16 protein-coding genes are annotated in these 16,369 nt (G+C 70.3%); 15 read left to right on the top strand and 1 reads right to left on the bottom strand.

The window, feature by feature from the left end:
• Window positions 1–62: 62 nt before the first annotated feature.
• Window positions 63–1,079: a LacI family DNA-binding transcriptional regulator gene (locus DDJ31_RS07650; protein WP_127181045.1), complete on the bottom strand. Its 1,017-nt coding sequence runs from the start codon at window positions 1,077–1,079 to the stop codon at window positions 63–65.
• A gap of 122 nt (window positions 1,080–1,201) precedes the next feature.
• Here DDJ31_RS07650 and DDJ31_RS07645 point away from each other — a divergent pair, with 122 nt between their 5' ends.
• The 15 genes from DDJ31_RS07645 (at window position 1,202) to DDJ31_RS07575 (ending at window position 16,351) form a co-directional block, all read left to right on the top strand.
• On the top strand, window positions 1,202–2,461 hold the full coding sequence (locus DDJ31_RS07645; protein ID WP_171480784.1) for an MFS transporter: 1,260 nt from the start codon (window positions 1,202–1,204) through the stop codon (window positions 2,459–2,461).
• A gap of 9 nt (window positions 2,462–2,470) precedes the next feature.
• On the top strand, window positions 2,471–3,832 hold the full coding sequence (pafA, locus tag DDJ31_RS07640; protein WP_127181046.1) for a Pup--protein ligase: 1,362 nt from the start codon (window positions 2,471–2,473) through the stop codon (window positions 3,830–3,832).
• 134 nt (window positions 3,833–3,966) lie between these two features.
• Window positions 3,967–4,971, top strand: coding sequence for an FKBP-type peptidyl-prolyl cis-trans isomerase (locus DDJ31_RS07635; RefSeq protein ID WP_127181047.1), 1,005 nt, complete (start codon window positions 3,967–3,969; stop codon window positions 4,969–4,971).
• 61 nt (window positions 4,972–5,032) lie between these two features.
• On the top strand, window positions 5,033–5,404 hold the full coding sequence (locus DDJ31_RS07630) for an FKBP-type peptidyl-prolyl cis-trans isomerase (RefSeq protein ID WP_127181048.1): 372 nt from the start codon (window positions 5,033–5,035) through the stop codon (window positions 5,402–5,404).
• Between the two features lie 129 nt (window positions 5,405–5,533).
• Window positions 5,534–6,487 (top strand): helix-turn-helix transcriptional regulator, encoded by a 954-nt coding sequence (locus tag DDJ31_RS07625; protein ID WP_127181049.1) that lies wholly within the window; start codon window positions 5,534–5,536, stop codon window positions 6,485–6,487.
• Between the two features lie 18 nt (window positions 6,488–6,505).
• Window positions 6,506–7,564 carry a helix-turn-helix transcriptional regulator gene (locus DDJ31_RS07620; protein ID WP_127181050.1) on the top strand — a complete coding sequence of 353 codons (1,059 nt, stop codon included), beginning with the start codon at window positions 6,506–6,508 and terminating at the stop codon, window positions 7,562–7,564.
• Window positions 7,561–7,854, top strand: a complete 294-nt coding sequence (locus DDJ31_RS07615; protein ID WP_127181051.1) for a hypothetical protein — start codon at window positions 7,561–7,563, stop codon at window positions 7,852–7,854. Before DDJ31_RS07620 ends, DDJ31_RS07615 begins: the two co-directional genes overlap by 4 nt.
• Window positions 7,855–7,863: 9 nt before the next feature.
• Window positions 7,864–8,058, top strand: coding sequence for a hypothetical protein (locus DDJ31_RS07610; RefSeq protein WP_127181052.1), 195 nt, complete (start codon window positions 7,864–7,866; stop codon window positions 8,056–8,058).
• Between the two features lie 260 nt (window positions 8,059–8,318).
• Window positions 8,319–8,600, top strand: coding sequence for a Sec-independent protein translocase subunit TatA (tatA, locus tag DDJ31_RS07605; RefSeq protein ID WP_127181053.1), 282 nt, complete (start codon window positions 8,319–8,321; stop codon window positions 8,598–8,600).
• Between the two features lie 47 nt (window positions 8,601–8,647).
• Window positions 8,648–9,601, top strand: coding sequence for a twin-arginine translocase subunit TatC (gene tatC / locus DDJ31_RS07600; protein ID WP_127181054.1), 954 nt, complete (start codon window positions 8,648–8,650; stop codon window positions 9,599–9,601).
• 127 nt (window positions 9,602–9,728) lie between these two features.
• Window positions 9,729–12,581 (top strand): DEAD/DEAH box helicase, encoded by a 2,853-nt coding sequence (locus DDJ31_RS07595; protein ID WP_127181055.1) that lies wholly within the window; start codon window positions 9,729–9,731, stop codon window positions 12,579–12,581.
• A 777-nt stretch (window positions 12,582–13,358) separates the two neighbouring features.
• Window positions 13,359–14,954 carry a sensor histidine kinase gene (locus DDJ31_RS07590; RefSeq protein ID WP_127181056.1) on the top strand — a complete coding sequence of 532 codons (1,596 nt, stop codon included), beginning with the start codon at window positions 13,359–13,361 and terminating at the stop codon, window positions 14,952–14,954.
• Entirely contained in the window at window positions 14,951–15,358 is a 408-nt protein-coding gene (locus tag DDJ31_RS07585) for a roadblock/LC7 domain-containing protein (RefSeq protein WP_127181057.1), read from the top strand. Before DDJ31_RS07590 ends, DDJ31_RS07585 begins: the two co-directional genes overlap by 4 nt.
• Complete coding sequence (locus tag DDJ31_RS07580) at window positions 15,355–15,750, top strand: DUF742 domain-containing protein (protein WP_127181058.1); 396 nt, start codon at window positions 15,355–15,357, stop codon at window positions 15,748–15,750. The genes DDJ31_RS07585 and DDJ31_RS07580 overlap by 4 nt, the downstream gene beginning before the upstream one ends.
• Entirely contained in the window at window positions 15,731–16,351 is a 621-nt protein-coding gene (locus DDJ31_RS07575; protein WP_127181059.1) for a GTP-binding protein, read from the top strand. Before DDJ31_RS07580 ends, DDJ31_RS07575 begins: the two co-directional genes overlap by 20 nt.
• Window positions 16,352–16,369: the final 18 nt, after the last annotated feature.

Raw genomic sequence — 16,369 nt, 5'->3', positions numbered from 1 at the left:
TTCCCGTCGCGTTCGTCGATGTGGTGCCCCGGCTGGGGGAAACGGCCGGGGCATTCGGCTGTTCAGGGGGCGCCAGGGGGCGCTGTGGAGCCGCGGACGACGAGGTGGACGGGGATGTCGCCGGCGGCGGGTGTGCGGCCCTCCAGGACGGCGAGGAGGGCTGTCATGCCTGCTTCTCCGAAGAGTTCGGAGTCGAGGCGGACGGTGGTGAGTTCGGGGTCGAGGGCGGTGGCGAGGGCGAGGTCGTCGAGGCCGGTGACGGAGAGGTCGTCGGGGATGCGCAGGCCGAGGCGGCGGGCGGCTTTGTAGGCGCCGGCGGCGAGTTTGTCGTCGTCGCAGACGAGGGCGGTGGGGCGGGGGCCCGGGGTGCGCAGGGCGGTTTCGGCGGCGGTGAGGGCGCCTTCGATGGAGATGGGCGCGGCGGCGGTGCGGATGGTGGTGCCCGGGGTGGTGGCGAGGCGGGCGGTGAGGGCGTGGGCGCGGGCGGCGAAGGTCCAGGAGGGGATGTCGGCGGCGAGGTGCAGGAAGTGGCGGTGGCCGAGGGCGAGGAGGTGGTCGGCGACCTGGCGGACGCCGTCGGCGATGTCGAGGTTGACGGTGGCGGCGCCGAGGCTGCCGGCGGGGTCGCTGTCGAGCATGACGAGGGGGAGTTGGTCGCCGCGGATGGCGGTGAGGGCGTCGGCGGCCATGGAGGAGGCGAGGACGCCGTCGAGGGCGGCCTGGGCGGAGGCGAAGGGGTCGCGGGCGGGTCCGACGCCTTCGGGGGAGGGGTAGAGGACGACGCCGAAGCCGTGGTCGGCGGCGACGCGGGCGGCGCCGGTGTAGACGCCGGCGAAGAACTCGGTGGTGAGGGCGGGGACGACGAGGAGGACGGTGCGGGTGCTGCCGAGGCGGAGGTTGCGGGCGGCGAGGTTGGGGCGGTAGCCGAGGTCGCGGGCGGCTTCGCGGACGCGTTCGGCGGTGGGTTCGGAGACGCGGCCGCGCCATTTGTCGCCGAGGACGAGGGAGACGGCGGCCTGGGAGACGCCGGCGGCCTGTGCGACGTCCCGGCTGGTGGGTCGGGTGCTGTTGGGTGGCACCGTCGGGACGCTCCTTCGGATGGACTCGTGAACAGCGCACATGGTACGTATAGACGCCGAAGTTATACGTAACACGTGCGGTGCTCGGGGCGGGTGCGCGCGGTGATCGGGAAGGTCGGGACATGGCCACGGGGTATCTGGAGATCCTCAGGGCGCGGCACGCGGCCCGGCTTCTCGTCGGGACGCTGGTGGGCCGGTTGCCGAACGCCACGGCGGCGATCGCGATCGTGCTGTTCGTGCGCGCGGAGGGGGGCGGTTACAGCCTCGCGGGCGCGCTGGCGGCGGTCTACGGGGTGGCGAACGCGGTGGGGCAGCCGCTGCTGGGGCGGCTGGTGGATCTGCGGGGGCAGCCTCGGGTGCAGTTGCCCGCGGCGGTGCTGTCGGCGGTGGCGATGGCCGGGTTCGCGTTCTTCGGTACCGACCGGCTCTGGCTCGCGCACCTGACGGTGGCGGCGGCCGGGCTGTTCACGCCGCCTCTTGAGGGGGGTCTGCGGGCGCTGTGGCCGGGGGTGCTCGGCGAGGAGGAGCAGGTGCACACGGCGTACGCGATGGACGCCGTGGCCCAGGAGGTGATGTTCACGGTCGGGCCGCTGCTGGTGACCTTGTGCACGTCGCTGTGGTCGGCGCAGGCGGCCTTGCTGGTGATGAACGCGGTCGGGGTGGTCGGGGCGCTCTCGGTGGTGCTGTCGCCGCCTTCGCGCGCGTGGCGTTCGGCGCCGCGGGAGGCGCACTGGCTGGGGGCGCTGCGGTCGTCGGGGCTGGTCGCGCTGCTGGGGGCGTTCCTGTTCGTGGGGATCGCGCTCGGTTCGATCACGGTGGCGGCGGTGCCGTACGCGGACGGGCACGGGGGCGATGTGGTGTACGGCTGGCTGATGGCGGCGCTGGGTCTGGGCGCGCTGGTGGGGGGCGGGGTGTACGGGGCGCGGCGTTGGACGGGTGGTCCGGCGCGGCGGTTGCAGGTGCTGGTGGCGCTTCTGGCGGTGTGTTATCTGCCGTTGGTGTTGATGCCGGGCGCGGTGCCGATGGTGTTGCTGACGGCGTTGGCGGGGGTGTTCCTGGCGCCGTCGATCGCGTGTGCGTTCGTGCTGGTGGACCGGCACGCGCCGGCGGGGACGGTGACGGAGGCGTTCTCGTGGCTGGTGACGACGTTCACGGTGGGTGCGTCGGTGGGGACGGGGCTGGCGGGTCCTGTGGTGGAGGCGGGCGGGGCGCGGTGGGGTTTCGTGGTGCCGGGGGTGGCGGGGGGTGTGTCGTTGCTGGTCCTGCTGGTCACGACGCGGGTGCTGTCGGGTCCTGTGGGGCGGGCGGTTGTCGCGGCTTCATCGGAAAATGATCCAAACCGTGCTGTCGAACCCCGTTTCAGCTCGGGTGATCGGGCGTAATGTTCAGTCATGGACCGCCGCATTTTCGGGCTGGAGAACGAGTACGGCGTCACGTGCACGTTCAGGGGACAGCGCCGCCTGTCGCCTGACGAGGTGGCGCGGTACCTCTTCCGCCGTGTCGTGTCATGGGGCCGCAGCAGCAATGTCTTTCTGCGAAACGGCGCCCGCCTCTATCTCGACGTGGGCTCACATCCGGAATACGCCACACCCGAATGTGACAACGTGACCGAGTTGGTCACCCACGACAAGGCCGGCGAGCGCATTCTCGAAGGACTCCTGGTAGATGCCGAACGACGCCTGCACGAGGAAGGAATCGCGGGCGACGTCTACCTCTTCAAGAACAACACCGACTCGGCTGGCAACTCCTACGGGTGTCACGAGAACTACCTCGTGGCGCGGCACGGGGAGTTCTCCCGACTCGCGGACATCCTCATTCCGTTCCTCGTCACGAGGCAGCTCCTGTGTGGGGCCGGCAAGGTGTTGCAGACGCCGAGGGGCGCGGTGTACTGCGTCAGTCAGCGTGCTGAGCACATCTGGGAGGGTGTCTCGTCGGCGACGACGCGTTCCCGGCCGATCATCAACACCCGTGACGAGCCGCACGCCGATGCCGAGCGGTACCGTCGGCTGCATGTGATCGTGGGCGACTCGAACATGTCCGAGACGACGATGCTTCTGAAGGTCGGTGCGACCGATCTGGTGCTGCGCATGATCGAAGCGGGCACGGTGATGCGGGATCTGACGTTGGAGAACCCGATCAGGGCGATCCGTGAGGTCAGTCACGACATCACCGGGCGGCGCAAGGTGCGGCTGGCCAGTGGCCGGGAGGCGTCGGCGCTCGAGGTGCAGCGCGAGTACTACGAGAAGGCCGTGGACTTCTGTGAGCGCCGCGGTATCCGTACCGGTACGGTCGAGCAGGTCCTCGAGCTGTGGGGCCGGACGCTCGACTCGATCGAGGCGGAGGATCTCGACCGGATCGGCACCGAGATCGACTGGGTCATGAAGTACAAGCTGATCGAGCGGTACCGGGCCAAGCACAACATGACCATGTCGCATCCGCGGGTCGCGCAGATAGACCTCGCGTATCACGACATCCACCGTCGTCGGGGCCTTTACTACCTCTTGGAGAGGAAGGGTCAAGCCGCGCGGATCTGCAACGACTTGAAGATCTTCGAGGGCAAGTCGGTTCCGCCGCAGACGACTCGGGCGCGGCTTCGGGGTGACTTCATCCGGCGGGCGCAGGAACAGCGTCGGGACTTCACCGTCGACTGGGTGCATCTGAAGCTCAACGACCAGGCGCAGCGCACGGTGTTGTGCAAGGACCCGTTCCGGTCGGTGGACGACCGGGTGGAGAAGCTGATCGCGGGAATGTGATCGGGTGGGCAACGCGTTCCGGTGAAAGACCGGAACGCAACACGGGCGTCGCACGTTTTCCGTGCGGCGCCCTTCTCACGTCGTAGAGTTGCGCGCACGTCATCCGCAAGATCGAATCGATTGAGGCCCCCACCGTGCGCCGACGCTCACTCCTGATTGCCGTTCCCACCGGACTTGTCGCTCTCGCCGGGTGCGGTGACGACAAGTCCGACACGAGCAAGGCCGCCGACAGCGCGTCGCCCTCCGCTTCCGCGTCGGGGTCCGCGGCGCCGCCGCCGAAGATCGTCGACGGGCCGTTGCCGGCCATCACGGCGGGTGCCAAGTTCGACGAGAAGCCGACGGTCGCGAAGGGCTCGGGTGATCCGTCGAAGCAGCTCGCGGTGAAGACGGTGATCGCGGGTGGCGGGAAGGCGGTCGCGGAGAACGACTACATCCAGGCCAACTACCTGGGGCAGGTGTGGTCGTCGGCGAAGGTGTTCGACAATTCCTACGACCGGAAGACGCCGCTGCTGATCCAGTTGGCGCAGGGCACCATCATCGACGGGTGGCGTTACGCGCTGACGGGCAAGAAGGCGGGCAGCCGGGTGGAGTTCTCGGTGCCGCCGACGTGGGGTTACGGCACGCAGGGCAACACGCAGGCGGGGATCAAGGGCACGGACACGCTGGTGTTCGTGGTCGACATCCAGGACGCGTTCAACTCGAAGAGTTCCGCGAAGGGCAAGGACGTCGCGCAGGGCGACGCGAAGCTGCCGAAGGTCGGGACGAACACCGACGGCAAGGCGCCCTCGATCGATGTCCCGAAGACGGACGCGCCGACGAAGCTGGTGGCGGACTACGTGATCGAGGGGGACGGCGAGGAGGTCGGGGCCGACAGCACCGTGCTGGTGCAGTACAAGGGCGTGCTGTGGGACACCGGCAAGGAGTTCGATTCCACGTACAGCAGGAACGCGTTGACGTCGTTCTCGCTCCAGCAGGTCGTCAAGGGCTGGGCGCAGGGTCTGACGGGCAAGAAGGTGGGTAGCCGGGTGCTGATCGTCATTCCGCCCAAGCTGGGCTACGGCGACAGCCCGCCGTCGGGCAGCGGCATCAAGAAGGACTCGGTGCTGGTGTTCTCGGTGGACATCCTCGCGAAGATGTGAGGCCGTGGGGATGTAAGACTGTGACCGTTGCCTTACCGCAGACCAAGCAGGAGCTAGAGACGTGAGCATCGAGAAGCCCGAGATCGACTTCCCGGGCGGCGAGCCGCCGGCGGACCTCGAGATCAAGGACATCTGGGAGGGCGACGGCGAGGTGGCCAAGGCCGGCCAGACCGTCACCGTCCACTACGTCGGTGTGGCGTTCAGCACCGGCGAGGAGTTCGACGCGAGCTGGAACCGCGATGCGCCGTTCCGCTTCCCGCTCGGTGGTGGCCGGGTCATCGCCGGCTGGGACCAGGGCGTGCAGGGCATGAAGGTCGGTGGCCGTCGTCAGCTGACGATCCCGGCGCGCCTCGCCTACGGCAACCAGAGCCCCACCCCGCTGATCAAGCCCGGTGAGACGCTGATCTTCGTGGTGGACCTGCTCGGAGTCTGAGCGGGATCCGATCGCGTGCGATCACCCGGGGCCCATGCCTGACCAGGCATGGGCCCTCCGCTTTGTCCTGCCTCGTCGGGGCGGTACGGTCGACGCTGATAAGCACCATAGGGAAGGCGAAGGGCGTCGATGGCCATTGCCAAGGCCGAGCGGCTGATGAACCTGGCGCTGTGTCTGCTCGGGACGCGGCGGCCCCTCAGCAAGCGCGAGCTGCGCGAGTCGCTCGAGGCCTATCTGGAGGCGGGCAGCGACGACTCCTTCAACCGGATGTTCGAGCGGGACAAGGACGATCTGCGCGAACTGGGTCTGGTCATCGAGACCGTGGAGAACCTGGACGGCGAGACGGGGTACCGGGCCCGCCGGGACAGCAACCGGTTGCCGCCGATCTCCCTGGACGCCGAGGAGGCCGCCGCGCTCGGGCTGGTCGCGAAGGTGTGGCAGCAGGCCAGGCTCGCGGGTGCCGCCAGTGGGGCGTTGCAGAAGCTGCGTGCGGCGGGGTTGCCCGAGGACGTCGATCCGTATGAGGCGCACGGCGCGCTGGAGCCGCGCATCCCGGTGCACGAGGCGGCGTTCGAGCCGTTGATGCTGGCGTGCCGTGACCGTCGGCCTGTCGTGTTCGACTACCGCAAGGCGACCGCTGCCCGGCCCGAGCCGCGGCAGGTGGAGCCGTGGGCGCTGGAGTGCTGGCGGGGGCACTGGTACCTGGCGGGCTGGGACCGGGACCGCGGTGCCGAGCGGGTGTTCCGGTTGTCGCGGATCACCGGGCGGGTGCGCAGCCGCAACGGGCTGTTCACGGCGGAGGTGCCCGATGTGGTCACCGTGCGGGACACGGTGGCGGGGTGGGCGGGGGAGACCGCGGACCGGTCCGCGCTGATCCGGCTGCGGGCGGGTGCCGGGTACCCCCTTCGGGCGAAAGCGTCGGCGGTTCGGGAACTCGGTGACGGCTGGGACGAGTTGGAGGTTCCGTACGGCCATGGGCTCGACGCGTGGCTGGCGGAGTTCGGTCCGGACGTGGTGGTCATCGAGCCCGCAGAGCTGCGGGCCGACGTGGTGGACCGGCTGCGGGCCGTGGCCAAGGGCTGAGGGGGAGCGGACAACACAGTGGCAGGCAAACCGGTCAGGGCCGTCAACGCCATCGACCAGACCCGGCGGATGCTCTCGCTGGTCACGTATCTGAGGGAGCGTCCTGGCGCCCGCATCGAGGACGTGGCGCGCGCCTTCGGTGTGACGGAGGACGAGCTGGTCTCGGATCTGGACGTGCTGCCGATGTGCGGTACGAGTTTCCGGGGTGGTGACCTCCTGGACATCGACACCGACGGTGAGCGCATCTGGTGGCACAACCCGGCCGCGCTGGCCGCTGAGGCGGCCGAGCCGCTGCGGCTGGCCGCCGACGAGGCGACGGCGCTGCTGGTGGCCGCGCGCGCGGTGGCCACGTTGCCGGGCCTGCGGGAGAGCGACCGGCAGGCGCTGCTGCGGGCTACGGCCAAGGTGGAGACGTCGGCGGGGGAGGCGGCGGGTGCCAGTTCCCGTCTGTCGGTGACGTTCGAGTCCGAGGGCGGGGTCTTCGCGGATGTCGACCGGGCGATCTCGGAGCGCCGTCGGCTGTGGATCCGTTACTACTCGCCCGCGCGGGACGAGGTCACCGAGCGCGAGATCGATCCGATCCGCCTGGTCAGTGTGGGTCACACCTATGTGGAGGCGTGGTGCCGGCGTTCGGAGGCGCGGCGCACGTTCCGTCTCGACCGGGTCGCCGAGATCAAGATCCTGGACGAGCCGTCGGCGCCTCCCGAGGTGGAGCTGCGGGATCTCTCGGAGGGGCTGGTGCAGCCCGCGGCGGAGGATCCCGAGGTGGTCGTCGAGGTGGGGCCGGGGGGCCGGTGGGTCGCCGAGTACTACCCGCACGACAGCGCGGAGGAGTTGGCGGACGGCGGGTTGCGCATCACGTTGCGGACGCCTGACCCGGCGTCGCTGCGCCGGCTGGCGCTGCGGCTGGGCGGGGACGGCCGGATCGTCTCGCCGTCCGCGCTCGCCGACAGTGCCCGGCGGGCGGCCCGCGAGGCGCTGGCGGCGTACGACGCGGACGGAGTGGTCCCGGCCGGTGCGGCGGGGGCGGGCGGGGTTCACGACGGGCAGTACGGCAGGCGGGAGCAGGGGCTGTGAGCGAGTCGACGACGTCCGAGGCGCCGGGGATGTCCGTGGCGGCGGCGTTCGCCGGGATGCGGAGTGTCGCGCCGGTCGTGTTCCGGGCGGGCTGCCCGGAGTGCCGGGGGCATTTCGAGCTGGCGGCGCCCGCGCTGCGCCTGGCGATAGGTGCCACCAGCCGTACCACGTTCTACTCGTTCACCTGTCCCGAGTGCGGTGCCGCGGTCCGCAAGCCGGCCGGGGAGCGGATCGTGGAGCTGCTGACCGGTGGTGGGGTCAGGACGCTGCGTCTGACTCCGACCGTCTAGGCTCACCGTATGTTCTGGCCGATGCTCGCGGTGGTGCTGGGGTTCCTTGGTCTGGTGGTGCTCGGGGTGTGCGCCGTCCAGGTCTTCGTGGCGGCACGGCGTCTGGGCGCGCAGGTGACGGACGCGACACGGCGTATCAACCGGGCCGCGGAGGAGCTGGAGCGGGCCGCGGAGAGCGCCGCACGCTCGGCGGGCACGCGGTGAGGGGTGCTGTGGGGGGCGTGTGAGTCGTGGGCCGCAGGCGTTTTGCGTCACTTCGGCCTGTCATCCCGGCCACCCCGGCAGGTACGCTGCTGGTCGCGGTCCGGCGAACGAGGCCCTGGCCGCGGACCGGGAGTACGCACGGGGATTGCCTCACGTTCACCCCTGAGCGTTACGATCGCTGTCAACGCGATCGATCGGACAGATGTCCGACCGGTCGGACGGCACCCCACCCAGCCGCCTCGGTGAGAAGGTAAAGAATTATGTTCGGAAGGCTCGGCGCTCCCGAGATCATTCTCATCCTCGTCGTCATCGTCCTGCTGTTCGGCGCGAAGAAGCTTCCGGACATGGCCCGCTCGCTCGGCAAGTCCGCGCGCATCCTCAAGAGCGAGGCCAAGGCGATGAAGGACGAGGGCAGCAACAACGCCGCCACTCCGGCCGACCCGCCCACCACCGGCGACGCGCAGCGCACCATCCAGGCTGCTCCGGGCGATGTCACCAGCTCCCGCCCGGTGAACGAGACCACGGACACGACCAAGCGCTGACGCAGGGCCGGACGCTCCCGGCCCGCCGCACGAGATGAGGACGTGGGTTGCCCAAGTCTGCCCGCACACAGGAGAAGGACCCAGAGGGGCGGATGCCCCTCGCGGATCACCTTCGTGAGCTCCGCAACCGGCTCGCGAAGGCGATGCTCGCCATCGTCGTCGTCACGATCGTGGCCGCCTTCTTCTACAACGACATCATCAACATTCTGACGAAGCCCATCCTCGACTCGGTCGGATGCGCGAAGTCGTTCGAAGAGCTGATGACGTCGGAGGAATCCAAGCAGCAGTGCGCGCGCATCACCATCAACGGTCTGCTGGCCCCCTTCACGCTGGCTCTCCAGGTGTCGCTGATGGCCGGCATCGTGATCGCCTCGCCGGTCTGGCTGTACCAGCTGTGGGCGTTCGTCGCGCCCGGTCTGCACCGCCACGAGAAGAAGTACGCCTACGGCTTCGTCGCCACCGGCGCCCCCCTCTTCTTCGCGGGCGGTTTCTTCGCGTACAAGGTGCTGCCGAAGTCCGCCAAGGTGCTGATGGACTTCACCCCGGTCGGTGTCGACAACCTGCTGCCGCTGGACGATCTGCTGCAGTTCGTCACCCGCATGGTGGTCGTCTTCGGGCTCTCCTTCGAACTGCCGCTGCTCCTGATCATGCTGAACCTCACCGGCATCCTCACCGGCAAGCGCATGATCGGCTGGTGGCGCGGCATGATCATGGGCATCACGGTCTTCGCGGCCGTCGCCACGCCCAGCACCGACCCGCTGTCCATGCTGATCCTGGCCGGACCGATCTGCGTGCTGTACTTCGGCGCCGCCTGCTTCTCCCTGATGAACGACCGCCGCAAGAGGCGCCGCGCGGCCGAGGGCCCAGGTGACGACGAGGCGTCCGAGCTGGATCTCACCCCTGAGGACATCGGCGAGATCGAGCGGATCCCCGCGGCCCGTGCCCTGCCCGAGCAGTCGTCGGGACCCGAGCGCGTCAACGGCTACGACGACGTGACCTGACGTCCGCCGACCCGCTCCCGCCGCTGAAACCCGTCACGGCCCGCCCGTCGCCCACGCGACCGGCGGGCCGTCGCCGTGCGGCCGTGAGCTGGGCGGATCCGGGGTCCGCGGACACCGGATCCGGATAATGATCGTCCTGTTGTCAGTGCGGCCCGGTACGCTCGAAAGCACGATGACAGAGGATCTCTCACCTGCCGAGCGTTACGCGGCGTCCCGCAGGCGCGCTGTCGAGCAGGCCACCGCGCTCGCCGCCTTCCGCGAGATGTACGACTTCGACCTCGATCCCTTCCAGATCGAGGCCTGCCGGGCCCTGGAGGCGGGCAAGGGTGTGCTGGTCGCGGCGCCCACCGGCTCAGGCAAGACGATCGTGGGCGAGTTCGCCGTCCACCTCGCTCTCGGCCAGGGCAAGAAGTGCTTCTACACGACGCCCATCAAGGCGCTGTCGAACCAGAAGTACGCGGACCTGTGTCGCCGTTACGGCGCCGACAAGGTGGGTCTGCTGACCGGTGACAACAGCGTCAACTCCGACGCCCCGGTGGTCGTGATGACCACCGAGGTGCTGCGGAACATGCTGTACGCGGGGTCGCAGACGCTCCTGGGCCTCGGCCATGTGGTCATGGACGAGGTGCACTACCTCTCCGACCGCTTCCGCGGTGCCGTCTGGGAGGAGGTCATCATCCATCTGCCGGAGTCGGTGACGCTGGTCTCCCTGTCGGCGACGGTCTCCAACGCGGAGGAGTTCGGCGACTGGCTGGACACCGTCCGCGGCGACACCGAGGTGATCGTCTCCGAGCACCGGCCCGTGCCGCTGTTCCAGCACGTGCTCGCCGGGCGGCGGATGTACGACCTGTTCGAGGAGGGCGAGGGCCAGAAGAAGGCCGTCAACCCCGACCTCACCCGGCTGGCGCGGATGGAGGCGGGCCGTACCGCCTTCCAGGACCGCAGGCGCGGCAAGGCGATGCGTGAGGCCGACCGGGAGCGGGAGCGCCGGCAGCGTTCCCGGGTGTGGACGCCGGGACGCCCCGAGGTCATCGAGCGCCTCGACGCCGAGGGGTTGCTGCCCGCCATCACCTTCATCTTCAGCCGCGCCGCCTGCGAGGCCGCCGTCCAGCAGTGTCTGTACGCGGGCCTGCGGCTCAACGACGACGACGCGCGGGAGAGGGTGCGGGCGCTCGTCGAGGAGCGCACCGCGTCCATCCCGCACGAGGACCTGCACGTCCTGGGCTACTACGAGTGGCTCGAGGGCCTGGAGCGCGGGATCGCCGCCCACCACGCGGGCATGCTGCCGACGTTCAAGGAGGTCGTCGAGGAGCTTTTCCTGCGCGGTCTGGTCAAGGCCGTGTTCGCGACCGAGACGCTGGCCCTCGGCATCAACATGCCCGCCCGTTCGGTGGTGCTGGAGAAGCTCGTCAAGTGGAACGGCGAGCAGCACGCCGACATCACCCCCGGCGAGTACACGCAGCTGACCGGCCGGGCCGGGCGCCGCGGTATCGACGTCGAGGGGCACGCGGTCGTGCTGTGGCAGCGGGGCCTCAGCCCCGAGCACCTCGCGGGTCTCGCCGGTACCCGTACCTATCCGCTGCGTTCCAGCTTCAAGCCGTCGTACAACATGGCGGTCAATCTGGTCGAGGGGTTCGGGCGGCACCGTTCGCGTGAGCTGCTGGAGACGTCGTTCGCGCAGTTCCAGGCCGACCGGTCGGTGGTCGGGATCTCCCGGCAGGTGCAGCGCAACGAAGAGGGCCTGGACGGCTACAAGGACTCCATGACCTGCCACCTCGGCGACTTCGAGGAGTACGCGCGGCTGCGCAGGGAGCTGAAGGACCGGGAGACGGAGCTGGCCAGGCAGGGCGCCAACCAGCGGCGCGCGGAGGCCGCCGTCGCCCTGGAGAAGCTCAAGCCGGGTGACGTCATCCATGTCCCGACGGGCAAGTACGCGGGCCTGGCCCTGGTCCTCGACCCGGGGCTGCCCGCCGGGCGGTCCAACGGCCACCGCGGGTTCGAGCAGCACGACGGGCCGCGTCCGCTGGTGCTCACCGCCGAACGGCAGGTCAAGCGGCTCGCGACGATGGACTTCCCGGTGCCCGTCGAGGCGTTGGACCGGATGCGCATCCCGAAGACGTTCAACCCGCGTTCCCCGCAGTCCCGTCGCGATCTCGCCTCCGCGCTGCGCACCAAGGCCGGGCACATCCCGCCGGAGCGGGCCCGCAAGCAGCGCTCGCAGGCCGCCGACGACCGGGAGATCGCACGGCTGCGCACGGCGATCCGCGCCCACCCCTGCCACGGCTGCAACGACCGTGAGGACCACGCCCGTTGGGCCGAGCGCTACCACCGGCTGCTGCGGGACACCTCGCAGCTTGAGCGGCGCATCGAGGGCCGCACCAACACCATCGCGCGGACCTTCGACCGGATCGTGGCGCTCCTGACCGAGCTGGACTATCTGCGGGGCGACGAGGTCACCGAGCACGGCAAGCGGCTGGCCCGGCTCTACGGCGAACTCGACCTGCTCGCCAGCGAATGCCTGCGGGCGGGCGTGTGGGAGGGGCTCGGCCCCGCCGAACTCGCCGCGTGCGTCTCGGCGTTGGTGTACGAGGCGCGGGTCAGCGACGACGCGATGGCGCCGAAGCTGCCGGCCGGGAACGCGAAGGCCGCGCTCGGTGAGATGGTGCGGATCTGGGGACGGCTCGACGCCCTTGAGGAGGACTTCCGGATCTCCCAGACCGAGGGGGTCGGGCAGCGTGAGCCGGACCTCGGGTTCGCCTGGGCCGTGTACATGTGGGCCTCGGGGAAGGGGCTCGACGAGGTGCTGCGGGAGGCGGAGATGCCCGCGGGGGACTTCGTGCGCTGGTGCAAGCAGGTGATCGACGTCCTGGGCCAGATCGCGGCGGCCGCTCCCACGGAGGGCTCCACGGTCGGCAAGGCGGCGCGCAGGGCCGTGGACCAGGTGCTGCGCGGGGTGGTCGCGTACTCGTCCGTGCAGTGAGGCGGGCGGGCGGCTGAGCCGAGAGGCCGGGGGAGTCGAGGGGGCGGGGGAGCGCCTGGGCATGGGGGAACTCTGGGCGCGGGGGAGTGAGCAACGAGGGAGCGGGGCGGGCGGGACGGGGAGCGGGCGTGGTCATGCCGTCCGTTCCATTCGCCCTGTCTGCCCCGTTCGCCTTGAGTCGGCGGACGCGGGTGACCGCGCGGGCGTGCGTGACATCGGCGGAGGTGCGTGACTCCGCGGAGGGGCGTGAGCGCGCGGGGATGTGCGTGAGCGTGACGACGGTCGTGGCCCTGCGGGCGTGAGGGCTGTGCCCGGCTCCTCGCCTGCGCACGCGTGGAGGTCGGTGCGCGGGGTCTGGGCGGTGTCGGCTCGGCGCCGGAACCGAGCTGTTGAGAATCTTCACTCGTCACGGTGAGTGGTTTTCGCACGCCCGTACTCTGTGACGCGCGGTGTGCGAGTGACGTCACAGCGTGCAAATAGGTCGAGGTTACCTCCCTCGCGCGCCCGGTTTCAGGCACTTGCTGAATATGACACGGCGATGATCCGGTCGGACTAAGCTCGCCCGCAGCGCACCGAGTTGAGGTGGAATCGGGCGCTTGTTCCCGAAGTCTCCGGACTATCCGGAAAACCCGACATTCCACCCCGAGATTCGACTCCGAGGTGTCCGACCCCCGGCGGCCCTCCGCCGTCCCTGCCCCGCCCCTCTCGCCCCGCCCATCGCCCCCTCAGCACCCCACCCCTCATCGACTTCCAGCCGATTCGTCCCAGAAGGCCCACATGGTGAGTGTTCAAACCCCTCCCGTGCACCGCGAACTCCCTTATGCGCGCGTGCTGCTGCTGCCCGCCATACTGATGGCCGCGGCGACCGGAGGCGCCGTCGCCGCGGTGGCGGAACCGGCCAGGGCGGCCGTCGGCTGGTGCGGCGCCGTCGCCACCCTTCTGGTGATCGCCACCGCCGCCGAGGCGGTACGCCGCGGCCGGGCCCAGCGCGCGTGGCGTGCCGAGAGCGACCGTCACACCGCGCGACTGGAACGGCGGATCGCCTCCCACGAGGAGGACATGCTCCGCTTCGCCCGCGAGATCACGCCCGCCGCGCTCGACCGGCTGCACTGCGGAGATTCCCCCGCAGAGGTGATCCGCCGCATCGGTGAGATCGACCCGTCCTACCGGGACCTCCCCGAGGCGCAGTTGCGGCTGCTGAGGACCGTCCTCGTCACCATCGACCGGGAGGAGGCCCTGCGGGACTCCTCGCAGCGCTCCTTCGTCGACATCGCCCGCCGCGTCCAGGCGATCGTCCACCAACAGGCCAAGGAGCTGCGGGAGATGGAGGAGGACCACGGGCGCAACCCCGAGGTCTTCGACGACCTGCTCCGCCTCGACCACGGCACCGCCCTGATCGGCCGTCTCGCCGACTCCATCTCCGTCCTCGGCGGCGGGCGCCCAGGACGCCAGTGGCCGCAGCCCGTCCCCCTGTACAGCGTGTTGCGCGGTGCGATGTCCCGCATCCTGGAGTACCGGCGCATCTCGCTCGACGTCATCGCCAAGGTCAACATCGACGGCGTCTCCGTCGAGCCCGTCATCCACGCCTGCGCCGAACTCCTCGACAACGCCACCCGCTACTCGCCCCCGCAGACCAAGGTGCATGTCACCGCCACCGAGGTGCAGACCGGCGTCGCCATCGAGATCGAGGACGCCGGTGTCAGCCTCAGCGACGAGGCCCGCGCCCGCGCCGAAGGCATGCTGGAGCGTGCCATGGCCGGCGGCGACCTCCAGGACCTCGGTGAGTCGCCGCGCCTGGGCCTCGCCGTCGTGGGCCGGTTGTGCAAGACGTACGACATGCAGATCTCGCTGCGCACCTCCGCGTACGGCGGGGTCCGGGCGGTGCTGATCGTGCCGCGCGCGATGATGACCGACGGTCCCGCGCCCGGCGTCGCCCACGGGGTGGGGGTCACCGCGCTGCCCAAGGCCGAACTCGGCGCGCTCGAAGGCCCCAAGCGGCCCCCGAAGAAGCGGCGCCCGACCAGCCCGCGGATCCCGGCCGGCGTCTCGATGGTGGACGAGGTCCCGGAGGTCACCGAGTGGACGGCGGGCGGGCTGCCGCAGCGCCGCAGCCGGGTCAAGACGCCGCTCAGCAGGCGGCTCGCCGAGCAGGCCGCGATGGACCAGGCCGAGCGGGAGGTCCTGGAGGCGCACTCCCGGTCCGCCTGGGGATCGCCGCCGCCCGCCGCGCCCGGCGCCGACGAGCCGCAACCCGGCCTCTGGGTCGACTCGTTCATGAGCGGTCTCAAGGGCGACCAGGACCCCGCCGTTCTCACCCAGCCGAAGACCGAGCCGGCCCGTGCCGAGGCCGACGACGAGAGGGACCGCACGTGATCCAGCAGCGAGCCAACTTCGACTGGATGCTCAAGGATCTCGCCGATGGCGTACCGGGCATCGAGATGATCGTGGTGCTCTCCGCCGACGGCCTGCGGATCGCCCGCTTCGGCGGCGACCCCGACGCCGCCGACCGGGTCGCCGCGGCCTGCGCGGGCCTGCAGAGCCTCGCGGGAGCCGTCGCCCAGGAGATCCCGGGCAGCGACGGCCGGATGAAGATGGTCGTCATCGAGATCAACGGCGGCTACTTCTACCTGATGGCCGCGGGCGCCAACGCCTACCTCGCGGTCCTGTCCGACATGGTCGCCGAGCCCGGTCTGATGAGCAACCGCATGCGTGACCTCGTCATCCGGATCGGGGCCCATCTGACCAGCCCGCCCAGGCGCAACGGGCAGACCGTATGACTCCTCCGCGACGCCAGCGGCGACACCCGGTGCCGAAGCCGCCGCCCTCGGCCGCCGCGGAGGGCGAGGGGAAGATCCCGGAGCGGCTGTACGTGGTGGCGGGCCCTGCGGGTGACCGCGCCGACCTCGACCTGGTCACCCTGATCGTGGCCAACGGCAGGCCGTCGCCCTCGGCCACCCCGGAGGAGTCCACGGTGATACGGCTCTGCGCGGCTCCCCTCTCGGTGGCGGAGCTCTCCGCGTACCTCAGCCTGCCGTACAGCTCGGTGACCGTCCTGCTGACCGAGCTGCTCATGGCCGAACTGGTGCAGGCGCGCTCCCCGATCGTCCGGCAGGCGCTCCCCGACCGTTCCCTCCTCGAAGCGGTGATGCATGGACTTCAACGGCTCTGACACCCTCCACGGACCGCGCACCCCGGACCGGCTGCCGCACACCGCGGAGGCCGCCGCGAAGATCGTCATCGTGGGCGGGTTCGGCGTGGGCAAGACCACCATGGTCGGCGCGGTCAGCGAGATCAGGCCGCTGACCACCGAGGAGACCATGACGCAGGCCGGTCTCGGCATCGACGACGACTACGGCTCGGAGACGAAGACCGCCACCACCGTGGCCATGGACTTCGGCCGCATCAGCATCACCGAGCAACTCGTCCTCTACCTCTTCGGCACCCCGGGCCAGGAGCGCTTCTGGTTCCTGTGGAACGGCCTGTTCGAGGGCGCCCTCGGCGCGGTCGTGCTGATCGACACCCGGCGTCTCGAAGTCAGCTTCGACGTCATGGGGCGCCTGGAGGAACGCGGGGTGCCGTTCGTCGTCGCCGTCAACTCCTTCCCCGACGCGCCCCGTTACCCCGTCGAGGATCTGCGCAGGGCGCTCGACCTGGCCGAGGAGATCCCGATCGTGGAGTGCGACGCGCGCCGCCGGGCATCGAGCCGGGACGTCCTGCTGACCCTGACGCGGTTCCTGCACTCGCTCGCCCTGACCGGCGCGCTCACCTGACCACCGCCCCACCGGATC

This window comes from Streptomyces griseoviridis (assembly GCF_005222485.1).
Lineage (GTDB): Bacteria > Actinomycetota > Actinomycetes > Streptomycetales > Streptomycetaceae > Streptomyces > Streptomyces hintoniae.
This window is presented reverse-complemented; position numbering and strand designations above follow the sequence as displayed.